This is a genomic window from Acinetobacter sp. LipI_15 (assembly GCF_058242865.1).
Genome location: NZ_JBZAYN010000001.1, coordinates 2,607,714 through 2,625,362 on the forward strand (window position 1 = coordinate 2,607,714; position 17,649 = coordinate 2,625,362).

Here is a 17,649-nt window from a genome sequence, read left to right on the forward strand (position 1 = left end):
TTTCGATTACAGAATTTGATATGCTCAAAATTCACTCAAGGAATGAGCAACTCAATTCAGGGAAGCATAACATGCAAAGTATTTTTATTAGCGGTGCAGGACAAGGGATTGGCGCAGCAATTGCACGACTGTTCATACAACAAGGCTATAAAGTTGGGCTCTACGACATTAACCAATCTCAAGTTACCTCCTTAGCTGCCGAACTCGGTAGCCATGCCAAAGCTGGACATTTAGATATAACACAACCAGAGCAATGGCAAAGCGCTTTAGCTGAATTTGTTGCATGGGCAGGTCAGCTGAATATCTTAGTCAATAATGCCGGAATTCTGCATTCAGGCAGCTTTGAACATACGGAACTGTCTGCACACCACCGTACGATTGATATCAATGTCAAAGGGGTGATAAACGGTTGCTATGCGGCATTTCCCTATTTAAAACAAAGCAATTTTGCTCGTGTGATTAACCTCTCTTCAGCTTCAGCAATTTATGGACAAGCTGATTTAGCCAGTTATGCCACATCTAAATTTGCTGTACGTGGGTTCACTGAAAGCTTGGATATTGAATGGCAAAAATACAATATTCGCGTTTTAGATGTGATGCCTTTATTTGTTCAAACCGCGATGGTGCAAGACATGGATGCCCAAAGCATTAAGAAAATGGGCATCAATCTTCAACCGAGCGATGTCGCTCAGCAAATTTATGCCTTGGTACAAAAAAAGGATACGGTCTTAATGGCCACACATACACCTGTGGGGATGAAAGCTAAATTTTTGTTTAATTTATCGAAGTTTAGCCCGCAATTTGTCAACCGCTTAAGTAATATTTGGATTGCACAAAAACCCAAATAGCAACGTGTTACTAATCATTTAATTTTGCAATCATATTTGTACGCAAATTACACAAAGTTACACAATTGTCACATTTTAACAGGACAAAATTCCTTTTTTTGAATAATATTCACCCGCCCATTACTTTCGGGCGTTTATTTTCTAACAATAAAAGTGAATTATTTCATGAAAAAATTACTTGTTCTTGCAACTGTTACTTCTATTTCAATTTCTGCTTTTGCTACAACTCAATTCGCATCTTCAGAATTAAAAGCGATGGATTGTGCAACTCTTGCTGTTGAAAAAGCGAATGCTAAGCGCTCTTTAGAAGCTGCTGACAAAAACATTGCAAACATCCAAGCATCTGCTCAAGCGCCAGGCAAATCATTGAGCAAATTTGCTGGTTTAGCGGGTGGCGCTCTTGCTGCTTTCGGTGGTAACTCTGAAAAAGCTGCTCGTGCAGGCAACATTGCAAACAGCTTGGCTGGTGAGCAAGATACTTCTGATGCAGGCAACCTTGAACTTCAACAAGCGAACAAATCTGCTGCTCAAGCAAACATCGACAACATTGGTATCTACCAAGGTTCTAAAAAATGCAAAATCTAATCTAAAGCCAGTTTAGATTAATTTAAAAAAAAGCCCTGTTCAGCCAGAACAGGGCTTTTTTCATGATGATTTTATTTCATACCGATTTATAAGACATTCAACTCAATATTAGGCAAATGAAAGCCTCGGCAAGATTGTTCACTTTGCCATGCCACCGTCAACATCACATGCGGCAGTTGAATATTCTGATAAGCAAAAGTGCCAATTGCGGGATGGCTACACATCCCACCATTCTGCTCAGGATGACACTGTGTATTCAGTTCATTCAGGTTCACTCGAATCCCTAAACCTGACGCTTTAAGTACCGCCTCTTTGGTGGTCCAAACTTTAAACCAAAAATCAGGATCATGCTCACAGCTCTCCCAATTAAGCAATTCTTCGGGATGAAAGCTATGTTGAGCCATCGCATCAAAACGAACTTTTCGATTTAAATCTTCAATATCCACACCAATATTGGCGATTTTTTCACTGCTGGCCAATACATAATGCTGCTGGCTATGACTATGATTAAAATGAAAGTGTGGAAAATCAGGAAGAAAAGGCTTACCAAACGCAGACTTTGAAAAATCTGAATTTTCAACTGATCTATTAAGCCGCTGCCCAAGTAATTGATTGCGATATTGGTAAATGGCTTGTTTACGCACGGCAATTACCTCTTGACGACTCAAGCCATGCGGCTCCACAAAGAAGTCAGTAATTGCACTATATTCAAGCTGAATTTTCGCCATAAGTTGTTGATCCAATATCTTTTACACTACGTCCATGACGCTATATTTTATGCGACTCTCCGACACAAAATACACCACAATACAGATGAGCGCATCGGTCCTTTGACTTATCGAGATTTTAAAACTCAGTTTAAAAATATTTCTAACCACTTAAGAAATACTTAATATTATAAATATATTCAAATACTTAAGTATAATAAATATTTTAAATACATCTTCAATTAGATAAAATACTCTAGATTCTTATAACTTTAATTTAAAACTCGGGGTAAACCAGATGCTAAGAAAAATCACCTTAATCAGTTCACTTTGTGTCCTACCATGTTTCGCTCAAGCAGGCTTATTGGATGCAGCTGTTGCAGTAATGGGTGCCAAAAATGGCGCGATTATGGACCAAGCTGAAGCTCGTATGAATCAAAGCCGTCAAGAAGCTGCTAACGCCGTGGCTCAAGCAGACCGTGGCTATGCCTCAAATTTCAATCAAGCTAATCAAACCAACAATAGTGTTTATAGCACCAGTTATTTAAAAACCTTAGATTGCACTGACCTAAGCGTTGAGCGTAAGACCTTTGAACGTACATTGGAAGCATCGCAACAGGCATTAAGCCAAGCGCCTGCACAGCAAAATAATCAAGTTTCAAAATGGGCTGGTCTTGCTGGCAACGCGCTATCCGCATTTTCAGGTCAATCTGAAACAGCGGCCCGTATGGGACAATTTGCGACAGCTTTTTCTAGCAATAAAAATACACAACAGGATAGCAGCAGCGCACAGCAAGCCATGGAAATTGCTCAAGCCAACCTGGATAATATTGATATTTACCGCCAAGCTAAAAAGTGTAAAAACTAATTTCTACATCTTTTTAGATAAATAAAGTGAAATAAAAAAGCCTGCATATCTGCAGGCTTTTTTTGTTCATCTAAACTTAGCGTTTGAATTTCTTTTCCGCCTTTTTGAACTTCTGAACATAACGACGTTTACGTGCCGCCGTACGCTCATCGATTTGCGACTTACGACCTTCAAATGGGTTATCAGAGGTTTTAAATTCAATTTTGACTGGCGTACCTTCAAGTTTATAAACTTTACGGAACACGTTTTCTAGGTAACGACGATAGTCATTTGGCGTTTTATCGACCTTGTTACCATGAATCACAATAGTCGGTGGATTTTGTCCACCAATATGCGCATAACGCATTTTGATACGACGACCTTGAACCATTGGTGGTTGGTGCGCATCAGTTGCATCATTCAAGATCTGAGTGATTTTCGCAGGTGATACTTTCAAATGCGAAGAATCATAAGCACGGTGGATCGATGGATAAAGATCACCAACACCTGTACCGTGAAGTGCAGAAATTAAGTGAATTTTTGCCCATGGAATAAAGTCAAAACGACGTTCAACATCTAATTTACACTGTTTACGGTCATAGTCAGACATGTTGTCCCATTTGTTAATGGCAATCACCATCGCACGGCCTGCTTCAAGCGCATAACCGATCAAATGCAAGTCTTGCTCAACGATCCCTTCACGTGCATCGACAACAATAACCACAACATGCGCATCTTTCATCGCTTGTAAAGTTTTCACAATCGAGAATTTCTCGATCATTTCGTCCACTTTACCTTTACGACGTACACCCGCAGTATCGATTAATGTGTATTTACGGCCATCACGTTCAAATGGGATATAAATCGAGTCACGTGTAGTACCCGGTTGGTCAAATGCAACCACACGGTCTTCACCCAACAAACGGTTCACTAAAGTCGATTTACCTACGTTTGGACGACCAATAATCGCTAAACGTAAGCCTGTGTCTTTATCGTGTTGTTCTTCACTTTCATCTTCAGGTACATCAGCCAACACTTCTTCAAGCATTTGCTGAACACCACGACCATGGCTGGCAGCCACTTGAAGTGGTTCACCCATACCCAATTTGAAGAATTCAACTAAAGCTGCTTCGGCATGTACACCATCAACTTTGTTGGCAACAAGATAAACTTTTTTACCTAGCGTACGTAAGTCACGTGCAATTTGCTCATCAGATGCCAATAAGCCTGCGCGCGCATCGACCACAAAGACAATAATATCTGCTTCATTAATGGCAGTTTTTGACTGTTCTGCCATGTACGAGTCGATACCGCCCTCAGTTTCGCCAATACCCCCAGTATCAACGACGATAAAGGATTTATTTTGATAAGTCGCGTCACCATACTTACGGTCACGAGTCAGACCTGCAAAGTCAGCAACGAGAGCATCACGGCTCTTGGTTATCTGGTTAAACAACGTTGATTTTCCGACGTTCGGACGACCAATGAGCGCAATTACGGGTTTCATAGATTAACCTTTATTCCAGATCAGCCAGTTTGGTCTGGTCTGAACATCAGAAAGCTTAGGAAGAATGGAAATAGGATAAATGCCTAAAATAAATAAAAACACGGGGCATTGATGATTCAATCCCCCGCGTTAAAAATACGGTTTGGCTTATTTTAACATAAGCCGCAGAAAAATTAACGGTTCTGCCAAATGCTTAATGCACCCTTACGTGTCGACACATATAATTGGTTGTCAATTACACGTAGTGAACGTACTTCACCACTGGTTTTAGAACGACCAACCAACTCGCCTGTCGCTGGGTTGATTAAGTGAAGTACACCATCCAGATCACCAACCACAAGGTCTTGACCTAACATCACTGGGTTACTCAAATTACGATTAAGCAATTGGTCATTTTCCCACAATGTTTGACCAGTGGTAATTTCATAAGCCACAATTTTACCATCAGTTTGTGCCACAAAGACACCATTGCCCGCAACTTCAGGACGCTGAATGCTGCTCGCATCATTGCTCCAGATCACTTGTTGTGAGGCAAGATCAAGCGCTGTCACTTGGCCTTGGTAACTGGTGGTAATTAAAAATTGACCTACTACAGTCGGTTCACCGTCAATATCAATGAGACGTTGTACATCTGAACGACCGTCTGACACTGCAACACGACGCTGCATTTTCGGAATACCGCTCAATGCATCAATCACATAGATATAGGCATTTGAAGAAGCGATGAGAACATGACGCGCATCGAGTGATACCGGTGCTGCCATACCACGTAAACTAAACTGCACATTTGGCAAGTTATAGGTCCAAGTTTGTTGGCCCGTTGCCACATCGTTTGCGTATACCGTACCATCATTGGTAACTGAAATAACGCGACCTGCTTGAATCAACGACGGTGAAAGTAACGCGCCGGTTAATTGCGCAGTCCACTTTTGTTCACCTGTTGCCTGATCTAATGCAAATAATTGACCTTTTGCATTACCAACAACCACAATTCCGTCAGCTGCTTCTACACCTGCAGTCAAACCTTGTTTAGAGATTTTCTTCTGCCATAAACGCTCTTTGCCTTTGTAGGCTTGAACTTCACCATTAGGATTTACGCTAAAAACAACGCCATTATCTGCATCCATACGTAAACGCAGTGGATCTGCTTCTTCAGTTGAAGCCACACTGTTTGAAAATACAGGTGCTAAAGTTTTTGCCTGTTCCAATTTTGGTAAAGGATTTGGTTTTACTTTTTCTACTTTTCCTTTATTTGCACAACCAGCCAAAGCAAGTGTTAAAACTGTCAGCGCACAGGTAATTTTGTATTTTCTATTCATTCAGTTGCTTCCACTTGTGTATCTATAATCGGACGTTCAATTTCAGGATCATCAACTAAAACGCCTACACTTTCGAGTTTAATTTGTAAAATTTGACGTTCTTCTTGTCGCTCAACCAAAGCATCCCATGCACTTTGATAAACTTTCTTTGCATTTTCGATATCATTTTTCGCAACATAGACGTCGCCACGGGCTTCATCTGCAGTCGCTTGAAAAGCAGGTTCTTTAACTGCTTCTAAGGTTTTTAATGCTTCATCAAATTTCTTTTGCGCCAATTGTGCATACGCCAAACGTAATTTCACCAATTGAATTAAGCCTGCATCATCAACTTTTGAATTTTCAACTTTTTTCAAAGCTTTCTCAGCATTGGCATAATCGGCTTTATCATATGCCAATTTTGCCATAAGCAACTGAGTTTGGATGGCTTGTGGCGAATCTGGCGCTTCTTTTACAATTTTATCTGCAGTCGCAGAAAGTTGTGTAAAAGCGTCGCCAGTCGCCGACTGAGCATCATCCATTAACTGCTGTACTTTGGCTGTTTGCATTTGCGATTCAGCCAAAGTTTTCTTCTGCCAGTATTCCCATCCGAAAAAGGCAATCAACGCAATTAAAATGCCGCTAACAATGGCAGAGCCATATTTTTTAGCAAACGATTTTAAATTATCAAGTTGTTCTTCTTCACTCAATGCGCTCATGAAATTACCTTTTTCCTTATGTTATAGGGATTATTTTGAAGAAATTTTTTCGATAATGAAGGCAACAAAGTCTGCCACATTCACTTCGTGTTGTTCTGCAATAGCTAGCTCTTTCACCAGCACTTGCCCTGCTGCTTGCTCACGTTCACCGTAAATCACAGCAAATAAAGCGCCCGATTGGTCGGCTTTTTTCATTTGCGATTTCATTGAACCTTGTGAACCAACTTTTAAGCGAATGTTGCTACCCGCTGCTTCAAGTTGATCACGAATTTGTTCAGCAAGTACCAATGCCTTACCTTGAGTTGCAGGATCTGAAACCAAGAATAGCTCACAGTCACGCACTGGGGTATTGTCTTCCACTTGTTCAAGTAGAAGAAGCAAACGCTCCATACCCATTGCAAAACCAACAGCAGGCACAGACTGGTCTGCTTTACCTTTAAGCTGACCGACTAAACCGTCATAACGACCACCAGCACATACCGTTCCTTGAGAACCTAAGTGTGTAGTTGTCCATTCAAAGACCGTTTTATTGTAGTAGTCGAGACCACGAACCAATTTTTGATTGATCACAAAACCAACACCAGCGTCAGTCAAATACTGCTGCAATTGAGCAAAGTGAGCCAACGTTTCTTCACCCATAAAGTCGTGAAGTTTTGGCGCATTTTCCAAAATGCTTTGTGTTTTTGCATCTTTAGAATCCAAAATACGCAGTGGATTCGTGGTTAGACGACGCTGTGAATCTTCATCTAAGTCATTTTTATGTGACTCTAAAAATTCAACCAATGCCGCACGATAGGCAGCACGTTCATCAGACTCACCTAAAGTATTAAGTTCTAATTGAACTTTATCTGCAACGCCCATGCGTTTCCACAAACGCGCAGTCATTAAAATCAATTCTGCATCTTGATCTGGTGTTGCAACACCAAAGGTTTCTACGCCAAATTGATGGAACTGACGGTAGCGACCTTTTTGTGGTTTTTCATAGCGGAACATTGGGCCGACATACCATACACGCGGTGTAGCACCACGAAGTAAGTTATGTTCAAGCATTGCACGCACACACCCTGCTGTTCCTTCTGGACGCAAAGTCAAAGACTCAGGCGGATTACCTTTGTCTAAGAATGTGTACATTTCTTTTTCAACGATATCCGTTGCATCACCAATAGAACGTTTGAACAGATGAGTCTGCTCCACAATCGGCAAGCGAATTTGCTGATAACCATAAGCATCCATCAAGCTAGATAAATGCTGTTCTAGACGTCTCCATGCAGGACTTTGCGTAGGGAGAATGTCATTAAAACCTTTGATTGCGACGATTGAACTCATGATCTACTCAGAAAAACTTGTGCGAATAATCTCTTTAGCTTTAGCGTCTTCAAGATCGCTAACACGTTGACGAACCATCGCTTCGATTTCGTCAACCAACTGATTTGTGTCAATTAAATGGCTCTTTTCGCCATTACGATACACCAGTGAACGCGGACTTGCACCTACTACACCAATATCGGCTTCTTTGGCTTCACCCGGACCATTTACTTTACAACCAATCACCGATACATCCATTGGGGTACGAATATCTTCTAAACGCTCTTCCAATGTTTGCATGACTTTGATGACATTAAATTCTTGGCGCGAACAACTTGGGCATGCAATAAAGTTAATGCCGTTTGAACGTAAGCCCAATGATTTTAAAATATCAAAGCCAATTTTGATTTCTTCTTCAGGCTCTGCGGCCAATGAAATACGCATGGTGTCACCAATGCCTTCCATCAACAAACCGCCTAAAGCGATAGCAGATTTGACTGAACCCGTGCGGTAGACACCTGCTTCAGTCACACCTAAGTGTAATGGGTTATCAATTTGTGCAGAAAGTAATCGGTAAGCATCCATAGTCAGGAATACATTGGATGCTTTGACTGACACTTTAAATTCATGGAAATTTAAACGGTCTAAAATATCAATATGGCGCATTGCAGATTCAAGCAAAGCCTGACCTGTAGGCTCACCATATTTCTTTTGAATATCTTTTTCCAGTGAACCGGCATTGACACCAATACGCATAGAGATGTCATTATGTTGTGCAGCAGCTACCACTTCACGAATTTTAGCTTCTGAGCCAATATTACCCGGGTTAATACGCAAACAATCTGCACCAAGGTCTGCAACACGTAAAGCAATTTTATAATCAAAGTGAATATCGGCAACCAATGGCACTTGCACACGTTTACGAATTTCACCAAAAGCTTCAGCAGCTTCCATACTCGGTACAGAAACACGCATGATGTCCGCACCGACGTCTACACAGCGCTGAATCTGTGCCACGGTCGCTTCGACATCACAGGTTTCAGTATTGGTCATACTTTGGATGCTGATCGGCGCATCACCACCGACATACACCGAACCTACTTTAATTTTACGCGTTGGACGGCGCTTAATTGGATTTTCAATCATTGTTCAGTCTGCTCTGTTGTCCCTTAACGTGATAAACGGAAATCTGCTTTGCCGTTTACGGTATATGGTGACAATGAAATATTTTCATTATTTAAGCTTAATGACACTGCTGTTGCATCATCCAAACGAATTTGGAATGGTGTTTCACCGTTTAAGTTGAGCGTCGATGCTTGACGACCCGTCGCCAACACCTTACCCGTCGAATCAACAATATGTACTGAAGTCGGGCTACTGAAGGTCAATGTCAATTGATCACCGCTTACCGCTGCATTTCCACCATTCATGTCGAGGACTTGAACTTCTGAAGCGACATCACTGGTCACAGCGTCTTCATTATCGCTGCCCGAGGTCATGCCCTGAATCGCTGCCACGATCGCACCAATGACCACCAACACCGCCAATGCAATCAGACCACGTTTGATCCATTTACGATTACGGTCACGGTTAGAACCGGGTAATTTACCCATAATTTTAATCGGTGAATTGTTTAACGCGTGATTTGGCAACAAACCCGTATCGTTAGCATAAATATCATCAAAACGTTGAATGATATTGGTTGCATCAACTTTTAAATATTTGGCATAAGTGCGGTAGTAACCTTTAATAAAGGTCGCTTCAGGCAATGACTTATAATCATCTTGCTCAAGTGCAGTCAGTGTTTTTAATGGAATATTGAGTTCTGATGCGACAGCTTCAAGTTCCAGTTTTTGCGTAATACGTACTTGACGTAAATACTCACCTGGGCGTTGTACATTTCCTAATGCATTTGGAGCTACGCTCGAACCATTCGATTGCGGTGAATTAGGATTTACTTCCATACGGCCTCAGTACTGTACTGTAATTGCAAATAGCGTTGGTATTCAGGACTTTCTGGGAACAAAGCACGTAACTGGTTAACCAGTACTTGCATACCCAAATTGTCGCCATTGGCACGCGCGGTTCGAATGCCAATCCAGAGTGCACGCGCACCCTGATTTTTTTGTCCTACTGCACGTACAAATTGTTCATACATTTGTGTGGCAGCAGGGAACTGCTGATTCAAATAAAAGATTTCAGACAACTCTAACATTGAAACATAGGAATCACGATTAGCCTGCAAAGCTTGTTTGAATGATTTTTCAGCATTCGCCACATCACCCACTTTCAGGTAAATTCGACCTAAATTTTCCAATGCTTTGAAACGTTGATCATAACCTAAAGTTGAACCTGCGATGCTGAACTGTTCAATCGCATCATTATAACGCTCAACTTGGTATAAATACGTACCGTAGTTGTTACGTGCTTGAGAATTTTTTGAGTCTGCTGAAATTGCACGCTTAAAATAACTATCTGCTTTTTCTAAGTTGGCTGGACTGCCTTCTCGTTGTAGTAAGACACCCATCATCATATTGGCTTGGGAATCGCGAGAATCCACCTCTAAAGCCTGATCTAATGCACGTTTAGCAGAGTCCAAATCCCCTGCTTTCAAGTGTTCAACAGCCAATTGCGTTCTGATTTTTACGGCTTTCTCTGGGTCTTTTTTCCCAATCTCAGGCGTTTGACATGCTGTTAATGCCAAAACCGATGCACATAAAGCTGAAACGAAAGTGAACTTATACGTTAACTTTTTCAATTGGCTGCCTCTTTATTATCCTTGTGAGCGCAGTATCTCATTTTGCTGCGCAACTTTCTTTTTCCATTGCTCCGCACGACGAGTACGGTCAGCAACTTGCCCCACGAGTTGTCCACACGCAGCGTCGATATCATCACCACGTGTCTGACGAATCGTACACACAAAACCGGCATCAGACAAAGTTTTTTGGAAAGAAATAATACGGTTACGGCTTGAACGACCGTATGGCGCATGCGGAAACGGGTTAAACGGAATTAAATTAATTTTGCTTGGGAGGTTTTTCAACAGCTTTAACATTTGCTGTGCATGTTCAGGATGGTCATTTACACCATCTAACATCACGTATTCAATGGTCACGTGTTTACGCGAACTTTCATTACCATCTTTGGCGATATAACGCTGACACGCTGCAATCAACTGTTCCAACGGATATTTTTTATTGATCGGAACAAGTTCGTTACGTAGTTCATCATTTGGCGCATGGAGTGAAATTGCCAAGGCTACATCAATGTCTTGTGCCAATTGGTCAATTTTAGGCACTACACCTGAGGTTGATAAAGTCACACGACGCTTCGACATACCATACGCAAAGTCATCCAACATGATACGCATTGAATTCAATACAGCATCATAGTTCAACAGTGGCTCACCCATGCCCATCATCACCACATTGGTCACTGAACGCTCACGATCAGCAACTGGCACATCTTCCATATAAGAGAAGTTTGCCATCCACAGCTGTCCAATAATTTCAGCTTGGCTCAAGTCACGTTGGAAGCCTTGTTTCCCGGTTGAACAGAATGAACAGTCCAGAGCACAGCCCACTTGTGACGAAATACACAAAGTCTTACGTGCGCCGGTTTTATCTTCTGCAGGAATCAGTACAGTTTCAACCAATGAACCTGCACCATCACCTACACGGAACACCCATTTACGAGTACCGTCTTTTGAATAATTTTTATGCACCACTTCAGGCGCTTTAATTTCACAAATCTTTTCTAGTTTTTCACGCAATTTACCAGAAATATTGGTCATTTCAGCAAAATCAGTCACGAAGAACTGATGAATCCATTTCATCACCTGCCCAGCACGGAACTTTTTCTCCCCCATTTCTTCGAAGAATTTTTCCATTTGCGGACGTGACATGCCCAGTAAATTCACTTTCTCCACAGTATTTTGCTGCGTCGGAGCGGATGGAGATTGTTGCTGTGCATCAGAAACAGCTGATGTAGCGACTACTTCAGTACTCATGTGTAATTACCTAAACCATGTCTAAAGATCAAAGGAGATGCTCAGTATTTGAGCGAAGAATTATTCAGAGAATAAAAAAACCAGACAAGCAGTATACCACTTATCTGGTTCGAATACTTCGAATTAACGAGTACGTGGAGCGATCTCAGTTTGAGCGAAGAAGTAGTTAACTTCACGATCAGCAGATGCTACAGAGTCAGAACCGTGAGCAGCGTTTTCGTCGATGCTTACAGCGAAGTCTGCACGGATAGTACCAGGAGCAGCTTCTTTAGGGTTAGTTGCGCCAAGGATTTCACGGTGAGCAAGAACTGCGTTTTCGCCTTCAAGAACTGAAACTACAACTGGACCAGAAGTCATGAATGCAACTAGGTCACCAAAGAAACCACGTTCTTTGTGCTCAGCGTAGAAGCCTTCAGCTTCAGCTTGAGTCAAGTGTTTCATTTTAGTTGCAACGATTTGAAGACCAGCTTTTTCGAAACGAGCAAAGATGTCGCCGATGTGGTTTTTAGCAACTGCGTCTGGTTTAACGATAGATAAAGTACGTTCAATAGCCATGAGAGGCTCCTTAAGTCAATTTGACGTGAAAAATTTGCCGCATTATACCGAATAATGCGCTATTTTCTGCTTTTGCTATACAAAAAAATTGCTTTTTTCGATGTAGGGATTAACTTGCCTCATCAATCCAGGCCATCTGAATTCCCTCAAGCAGACCTTCAGTCGACTTTTCGGGGTCATCAGTGAAATTTGGCAATGCACATACCCATGCATGTAGGTCAGTAAAGCGAATCCATTGCGGATCAACATCAGGGTGAGCTTCATACAGCTCAATTGCGATATCAATGGTATCTGTCCAGCGTAAACCCATGGGTCTTCCTAACATCGTCTATAGAATGATGGCTTACTTTAACAAATTTCAGCAATTCGACGTGATAAACCCTTTTAATTTTTTTATTACCAGATTTTGCAATTGAGATGTCCACATCAAACTATAAAACCAAACCGAAAAGAGGTGCACAGAGAATAATCGCCGCACCCACTGCAGCGCCTATAGCAGCACCGACAGCGACATCACTTGGGTAATGCAAACCTAAGATCATGCGAGATAATGCCACTAATAAGCTAAAGGGCAACATCAGGACCAACAGCATGGGTTGAATATAGCCCAGCACAGTTGTTGCCATGACTGCATGTAGAGTATGCCCTGATGGAAAACTAAAATGATCTAGAGGGCGTTCACCTAAGCGAATCACTTGATGCACTTGGTACGGTCTTGGGCGCACAGTTTTCTTTTTGAGGAGTTTATAGATCGAGGTGCCGACGAAACCACCCAGTAATACATAGACGATTTGTACACTGTAATACATGCCCTGCACGATCCAGACCGTCGCCAACATGACATACCAAAACACACCATCACCAAGTCGACTCACCATTTTAAATATGTCAGCGACAACTTGTTGATGCGAAAAATGATTGAGATAAATACAGCCTTTTAAATCGAGATGCAGCATTCTTGTTTTTGCATTTTTAAAATTCATCGCTAATCTCCTATCTACAGTCAAAGCCTGACTATGTTGGGGTTGAGCTAGATTTGTGTTGTTATTTTTACAAGTTGAGATCTGTGTTTGACTCAGCTTAAGTTATCTTTTTGACAGTGCAATGATGCTTTGATGACAGTTCGATGAATATTAATTTTTGAAGATGCTCAACTTTTCTATACAACCAATAGCGCTAGCTCCATTGGCTCATCATAGCTTGATCCACCACGCGATATAGCGCGTGCTCAAATTGCTGTACAGGATATTGCCAACCAATTTTAGCAGCGTCTTTTGCCGCCTCGATGCCCATGGTTTTTAATTTAGCGCGTTGCGGCAATTGCTGCATGAGACGAATAAATTCATCGGTTCGAGATAAATGACATAACCATCCCGTTTGCTGATTTCTCACGTGCAGTTGGGCACATGCAGCATTATATGCAATCACCGGCAATCCGCTAGCCATCGCCTCCAAAACCACATTACCAAAGGTCTCAACCTGACTTGCGAAAACAAAAACATCCGCACTGGCATAGGCTTCCGATAAAGCCTGACCACTTAAACTTCCCATAAAAATAACATCTAGGGATTTTGCCAGTTGCATTAGTCGTTCACGATCAGGCCCATCACCCACAATGACCAATTTCGTTCGTGCATCCATAGCCAACATCGAACGGTAGGCAGAAATCAAAACATCCACTTCTTTTTCAGGAGATAGCCTTCCGACATAGAGCATCACGCGGGTATGTTCATCTGCTTGCCACTGTTGTCTCAGTTCTGCTTGATAGTGTGAGGGAGAAAATCGACTATGGTCCACACCTCGCCCGACCACCACCAATGGGCAACTAAAACCTAATCGATGCAAGGCATCTGCAGTATCTTGGCTCGGTACACAGGTGAGTTGAGTATTGTTATGAAACCATCGTAAATAATGTTGTACGGGCTTCATTAAAAACGCTAAATCAAAGAAGCGACTAAAATCATGAAAGGCCGAATGAAAACCACTGGACACAGGAATCTGTAAAGAACGCGCCAGTTGAAGCATAGCAAAACCCAAAGGCCCTTCAGTGACTATATGCACAATGTCGACTTGGGCTTTTTTTAAAGCTTTACTGAGTTTGATCAGTTGCGGCCAGCCAAATTGTAAACCTGAATACTTAGGAATCGACTGCGCTCGAACCAAACACTCTTGATCAGGTCTGAAATCCTGACAACTTTCGGACTGTTCAGGGCGTATTAAAAATATTGAGTTGCCTTGTTGCTGCAAGCCTTTACACAACTGCAATAAAGAATGTGCAACACCATTAATTTCTGGCGCCCACGTATCTGTAACAATGGCGATTTTTAGACCTGGACGGATTAATGTTGAGACCGTTTGCACATCCATTCGTGATTGCATATGCTTAAATTGGAACTGAAATCGCGCAGGTTCATCCTGCATACGCCCTAAATTAATAGCCGATTCTGTCATGATCTTACATGCTTCTTATAAATGTATAGTCACAGTTTAAGCAGCAGTTTTTTGCATTTTGATGATTATTTGATGACAGTTTATTGAAAAAAATTGACTAATTTCTTCTACAAAATCATGATTTATCCGTAATTTTTAATCACTTTTAAAATCGTCTGACCCGCACGAGAAGTGATTTGCATATCTGCGTTCATCCGCTCTAAATGCCCACTCATACTACGAAGCCCCACACTCAAACCGGCTTGATTGACCAAATTCACATCAAACCCCACACCATTGTCTTCTACTTCCATTATCAATGCCGAGTTTTCATAATAAATCCGAATCTGCACCACGGTCGCATGACTATGCTTCACAATATTGGTTAATGCTTCTTCGGCTACACGCTGTAGGGTTAAACATTCCATTGGAGTAACATCCACTTCCCATTTTGCAGGAACTGACCATTTAGCGTGTATATCGAGCTAATCAAATAACTGATTAAAACGGTGCCTAAAGGGTGCCATCCATAACAATGGGGTTTCAGGCAGTTTGGTGCCTAAACTTGAACCGCTATCAATGATATGTCGTAAATCATCTCTTAAAATTTTCAACATCGATAAAAATTGCGAATTGGTCAGATCTTTGGAACTCTGCTCAACCGATGCCATTGAACGAACCAAGGAGCCACCTAAGCCATCATGTAGCTCATGTGCAATTTGAATACGCTCTTGCAAGCGGGTATTTTCCATTTCTAACTGATAATGATTTTGTAGGGTATGCGTCAACTCTTCCTTTACTTGAGTGACCGTTGTTGCCAACGTTTGATTAAACTTTTCAATTCGTCTCACACTTTTAGTCAAGCGTAGTGCAAAAATAATCGCCACACCCAAGGTTGTTATCGGGGAAGCATATGCCGAAATCAAATCCCCTTCATTCATCATTAAGCGCCAACCGTCATGGGCACCAATTGGGACATAAATCAACAACATAATCCCTGCCAGCAACTTGGCTTCAACTTGTCCTGATTTATAAGCAATCCACGAAAATGTCAGGCAATTCAGCATATAGCAAGCATAGCCCACCATAAAACTCAAATCTAAGACAGGTTGTACCAAAGACTGTGGTGTAAAAAAAATCAAGCAACCCAATACAAAAACAGTCATCCCCATGACTTTTTCAAGACGTGGAAATTTTCGTCCTGCAAAACGCCAAGGATAGAGACAAGTCGCTGTCGTAAAACAAAGAAAGATAAAGATATGCAAACGATAGAAATCTAGCGTTGATAGCCCCCAAAGCGTCTCGGTAGCTAAAAGTTGCCCAACGTATAGCACCCAAAGAAAACTGGTTATGGCATACCAACCAAAAGCGTTCTCTTCGCGTCGAAACAGCCAAACCAGCCCCGCAATGATCCCCAAGATAAACTCAAAAATAGTGGTGTAGCTATGCAAGCCTCGCATAGCCAACCAATGTTTTTCATACACTTTGGTATTATCGTGATAGCGGTTTAAACTAACCTCACCAAGCCCTGGATTCAGTGCATTGACGCCCACCACTCGTATCAGCACTTCATTCTGACCTTGCTTTAGGCTGTTGGGTGGAATTACCCATTGCCGAGGCATATTCCAACTTCGTGACAAAGGCTCTTGTAATGAATCATCCTGCCAAAACAGCTGACCATTCAAATACACTTGCCCTGCCATATTGATGTAACTCACCATCAAAGAAAGCGGATCTGAGCCTGCATCTTGACACGTGTATTGCCATTTCAAGCGATACCAAGCTGTGCCAGAATAATTATCCCAACGATCTTTCCAACGATCTGGTAACTTTTCTATCGTTTGCCAATGCTCATGCCCGGTCAATTCTCCGCTTGGCATCTGCGCCTGAGCGACTTCTTGACTGACTAATTTTGACTGACATGATTGGGCAATAGCTTGTGGACTTAGCCCAATTGCACCAAATACAAGACAAAGAACGGTAAATTTCAGCTTTAAAGGTTTAATTAGAGAAATGAGGACATTTAAAAATGTCAGACGTGTTTGAACGCAATACGCCAAGCACATCGAACCTTTTTTCCGACATGCGCAACTTGGAGCATTTGAATGATAGCGATTCAATACTGACCTTCCCCGTTAGCCGAAATAAAATGGCTAAAATAAAAACAAGATCACATATTAAACCTATGAACTCTAATAAGAAAAACTTTTTCTGAATTATTTATTCTTAACGCTATATCGATATTTTAACATCTCGAATACTCAAGACATTCACATCCAACTTTATATTTGCAACAGAGAATGGAGCTACTTAGATTGAAGCTAGAGACTCACATTAATATCTATACTCAAGCTTCAATCTAGCGACATGAACTTAGCACTCTGCATATAATCACCTTAACCATGAAATAAAATCACTCACTAAGCCTCTCAAAACACCATATTTACAAAGACTGTATCGCGGTAGATTCCTGCAGGTGTCGTTGCATTCACTCGCTCCACCAAACGCACAGCAATCACATAGTTATTTTTGCCAGCGCCTTGCTCTGTAGAAACATTCCACAGATTTTCCATCGCACCTGAAACAGTCATTCGTGTTTTGAGCTTAATCGGGCCATTCGTCACAAAACTACTGCCCGAAGTATCCTGCAAATTACGGCTATTAAAGCGTATGCGGTATTTACCGGAACAATCGACACTAAATGAACTCGCCGCTTGACTATTATAGTAATTCGCCAAGCGCATATTGGTTTCACTGATTCGTCCCATTTCACAACGACTCGGTGCAGCAAATGTTATTGAACTAAATAACGCTGCTGAGATGAGTAAAATACTTTTCATTG

19 protein-coding genes are annotated in these 17,649 nt (G+C 41.7%); 3 read left to right on the forward strand and 16 right to left on the reverse strand.

Annotated elements, in window-relative coordinates; all coding sequences use genetic code 11:
* The first annotated feature begins 71 nt into the window (after positions 1 to 71).
* The gene (locus AC4CU0_RS12355) at positions 72 to 848 is read left to right on the forward strand and encodes an SDR family oxidoreductase (protein ID WP_490743229.1); all 777 of its coding nucleotides are present in this window, start codon (positions 72 to 74) and stop codon (positions 846 to 848) included.
* Between the two features lie 165 nt (positions 849 to 1,013).
* Positions 1,014 to 1,433: a hypothetical protein gene (locus AC4CU0_RS12360; protein ID WP_078192655.1), complete on the forward strand. Its 420-nt coding sequence runs from the start codon at positions 1,014 to 1,016 to the stop codon at positions 1,431 to 1,433.
* A gap of 86 nt (positions 1,434 to 1,519) precedes the next feature.
* On the opposite strand, the gene AC4CU0_RS12365 is transcribed toward AC4CU0_RS12360, so the two are convergent.
* Entirely contained in the window at positions 1,520 to 2,161 is a 642-nt protein-coding gene (locus tag AC4CU0_RS12365) for a 4'-phosphopantetheinyl transferase family protein (RefSeq protein WP_439736995.1), read from the reverse strand.
* Between the two features lie 277 nt (positions 2,162 to 2,438).
* Here AC4CU0_RS12365 and AC4CU0_RS12370 point away from each other — a divergent pair, with 277 nt between their 5' ends.
* Positions 2,439 to 3,008, forward strand: coding sequence for a hypothetical protein (locus AC4CU0_RS12370; protein WP_180124054.1), 570 nt, complete (start codon positions 2,439 to 2,441; stop codon positions 3,006 to 3,008).
* Between the two features lie 76 nt (positions 3,009 to 3,084).
* Here AC4CU0_RS12370 and der read toward each other — a convergent pair whose 3' ends face one another.
* The 15 genes from der to AC4CU0_RS12445 all read right to left on the reverse strand — a co-directional run bounded on the left by der (position 3,085) and on the right by AC4CU0_RS12445 (position 17,647).
* Positions 3,085 to 4,494 (reverse strand): ribosome biogenesis GTPase Der, encoded by a 1,410-nt coding sequence (der, locus tag AC4CU0_RS12375; RefSeq protein WP_180073270.1) that lies wholly within the window; start codon positions 4,492 to 4,494, stop codon positions 3,085 to 3,087.
* Between the two features lie 173 nt (positions 4,495 to 4,667).
* A complete protein-coding gene (bamB, locus tag AC4CU0_RS12380) occupies positions 4,668 to 5,813 on the reverse strand; it encodes an outer membrane protein assembly factor BamB (RefSeq protein ID WP_490743230.1) in 1,146 nt (381 codons plus the stop codon).
* The gene (locus AC4CU0_RS12385) at positions 5,810 to 6,508 is read right to left on the reverse strand and encodes a YfgM family protein (protein WP_078192660.1); all 699 of its coding nucleotides are present in this window, start codon (positions 6,506 to 6,508) and stop codon (positions 5,810 to 5,812) included. The genes bamB and AC4CU0_RS12385 overlap by 4 nt, the downstream gene beginning before the upstream one ends.
* A 30-nt stretch (positions 6,509 to 6,538) precedes the next feature.
* Entirely contained in the window at positions 6,539 to 7,834 is a 1,296-nt protein-coding gene (hisS, locus tag AC4CU0_RS12390) for a histidine--tRNA ligase (protein WP_180005380.1), read from the reverse strand.
* Positions 7,835 to 7,837: 3 nt separating this feature from the next.
* Positions 7,838 to 8,959, reverse strand: a complete 1,122-nt coding sequence (ispG, locus tag AC4CU0_RS12395) for a flavodoxin-dependent (E)-4-hydroxy-3-methylbut-2-enyl-diphosphate synthase (RefSeq protein ID WP_180011668.1) — start codon at positions 8,957 to 8,959, stop codon at positions 7,838 to 7,840.
* 23 nt (positions 8,960 to 8,982) lie between these two features.
* Positions 8,983 to 9,777 carry a helix-turn-helix domain-containing protein gene (locus tag AC4CU0_RS12400; protein WP_180025979.1) on the reverse strand — a complete coding sequence of 265 codons (795 nt, stop codon included), beginning with the start codon at positions 9,775 to 9,777 and terminating at the stop codon, positions 8,983 to 8,985.
* The gene (gene pilW / locus AC4CU0_RS12405) at positions 9,768 to 10,571 is read right to left on the reverse strand and encodes a type IV pilus biogenesis/stability protein PilW (protein WP_078189612.1); all 804 of its coding nucleotides are present in this window, start codon (positions 10,569 to 10,571) and stop codon (positions 9,768 to 9,770) included. Before pilW ends, AC4CU0_RS12400 begins: the two co-directional genes overlap by 10 nt.
* Before the next feature lie 15 nt (positions 10,572 to 10,586).
* A complete protein-coding gene (gene rlmN / locus AC4CU0_RS12410; RefSeq protein ID WP_078189613.1) occupies positions 10,587 to 11,822 on the reverse strand; it encodes a dual-specificity RNA methyltransferase RlmN in 1,236 nt (411 codons plus the stop codon).
* A 123-nt stretch (positions 11,823 to 11,945) separates the two neighbouring features.
* A complete protein-coding gene (gene ndk, locus AC4CU0_RS12415; protein WP_078189614.1) occupies positions 11,946 to 12,377 on the reverse strand; it encodes a nucleoside-diphosphate kinase in 432 nt (143 codons plus the stop codon).
* 109 nt (positions 12,378 to 12,486) lie between these two features.
* A complete protein-coding gene (iscX, locus tag AC4CU0_RS12420; RefSeq protein WP_078189615.1) occupies positions 12,487 to 12,687 on the reverse strand; it encodes a Fe-S cluster assembly protein IscX in 201 nt (66 codons plus the stop codon).
* 121 nt (positions 12,688 to 12,808) lie between these two features.
* Complete coding sequence (locus AC4CU0_RS12425) at positions 12,809 to 13,360, reverse strand: phosphatase PAP2 family protein (RefSeq protein ID WP_180062959.1); 552 nt, start codon at positions 13,358 to 13,360, stop codon at positions 12,809 to 12,811.
* 193 nt (positions 13,361 to 13,553) lie between these two features.
* Positions 13,554 to 14,831, reverse strand: coding sequence for a glycosyltransferase family 4 protein (locus AC4CU0_RS12430; RefSeq protein ID WP_373686014.1), 1,278 nt, complete (start codon positions 14,829 to 14,831; stop codon positions 13,554 to 13,556).
* Between the two features lie 119 nt (positions 14,832 to 14,950).
* Positions 14,951 to 15,235 carry a sensor histidine kinase gene (locus AC4CU0_RS12435; protein WP_168378455.1) on the reverse strand — a complete coding sequence of 95 codons (285 nt, stop codon included), beginning with the start codon at positions 15,233 to 15,235 and terminating at the stop codon, positions 14,951 to 14,953.
* Positions 15,236 to 15,292: 57 nt separating this feature from the next.
* On the reverse strand, positions 15,293 to 16,867 hold the full coding sequence (locus AC4CU0_RS12440) for a 7TM diverse intracellular signaling domain-containing protein (RefSeq protein ID WP_168378454.1): 1,575 nt from the start codon (positions 16,865 to 16,867) through the stop codon (positions 15,293 to 15,295).
* 369 nt (positions 16,868 to 17,236) lie between these two features.
* Positions 17,237 to 17,647, reverse strand: a complete 411-nt coding sequence (locus AC4CU0_RS12445) for a hypothetical protein (RefSeq protein WP_078189619.1) — start codon at positions 17,645 to 17,647, stop codon at positions 17,237 to 17,239.
* Positions 17,648 to 17,649 lie beyond the last annotated feature (2 nt).

Bases quoted from the DNA above. Each gene is read 5' to 3' on its own strand.
- AC4CU0_RS12355 (WP_490743229.1), top strand. From the start codon at position 72: ATGCAAAGTATTTTTATTAGCGGTGCAGGACAAGGGATTGGCGCAGCA.
- AC4CU0_RS12360 (WP_078192655.1), top strand. From the start codon at position 1,014: ATGAAAAAATTACTTGTTCTTGCAACTGTTACTTCTATTTCAATTTCT.
- AC4CU0_RS12365 (WP_439736995.1), bottom strand. From the start codon at position 2,161: ATGGCGAAAATTCAGCTTGAATATAGTGCAATTACTGACTTCTTTGTG.
- AC4CU0_RS12370 (WP_180124054.1), top strand. From the start codon at position 2,439: ATGCTAAGAAAAATCACCTTAATCAGTTCACTTTGTGTCCTACCATGT.
- der (WP_180073270.1), bottom strand. From the start codon at position 4,494: ATGAAACCCGTAATTGCGCTCATTGGTCGTCCGAACGTCGGAAAATCA.
- bamB (WP_490743230.1), bottom strand. From the start codon at position 5,813: ATGAATAGAAAATACAAAATTACCTGTGCGCTGACAGTTTTAACACTT.
- AC4CU0_RS12385 (WP_078192660.1), bottom strand. From the start codon at position 6,508: ATGAGCGCATTGAGTGAAGAAGAACAACTTGATAATTTAAAATCGTTT.
- hisS (WP_180005380.1), bottom strand. From the start codon at position 7,834: ATGAGTTCAATCGTCGCAATCAAAGGTTTTAATGACATTCTCCCTACG.
- ispG (WP_180011668.1), bottom strand. From the start codon at position 8,959: ATGATTGAAAATCCAATTAAGCGCCGTCCAACGCGTAAAATTAAAGTA.
- AC4CU0_RS12400 (WP_180025979.1), bottom strand. From the start codon at position 9,777: ATGGAAGTAAATCCTAATTCACCGCAATCGAATGGTTCGAGCGTAGCT.
- rlmN (WP_078189613.1), bottom strand. From the start codon at position 11,822: ATGAGTACTGAAGTAGTCGCTACATCAGCTGTTTCTGATGCACAGCAA.
- ndk (WP_078189614.1), bottom strand. From the start codon at position 12,377: ATGGCTATTGAACGTACTTTATCTATCGTTAAACCAGACGCAGTTGCT.
- iscX (WP_078189615.1), bottom strand. From the start codon at position 12,687: ATGGGTTTACGCTGGACAGATACCATTGATATCGCAATTGAGCTGTAT.
- AC4CU0_RS12425 (WP_180062959.1), bottom strand. From the start codon at position 13,360: ATGAATTTTAAAAATGCAAAAACAAGAATGCTGCATCTCGATTTAAAA.
- AC4CU0_RS12435 (WP_168378455.1), bottom strand. From the start codon at position 15,235: ATGGAATGTTTAACCCTACAGCGTGTAGCCGAAGAAGCATTAACCAAT.
- AC4CU0_RS12445 (WP_078189619.1), bottom strand. From the start codon at position 17,647: ATGAAAAGTATTTTACTCATCTCAGCAGCGTTATTTAGTTCAATAACA.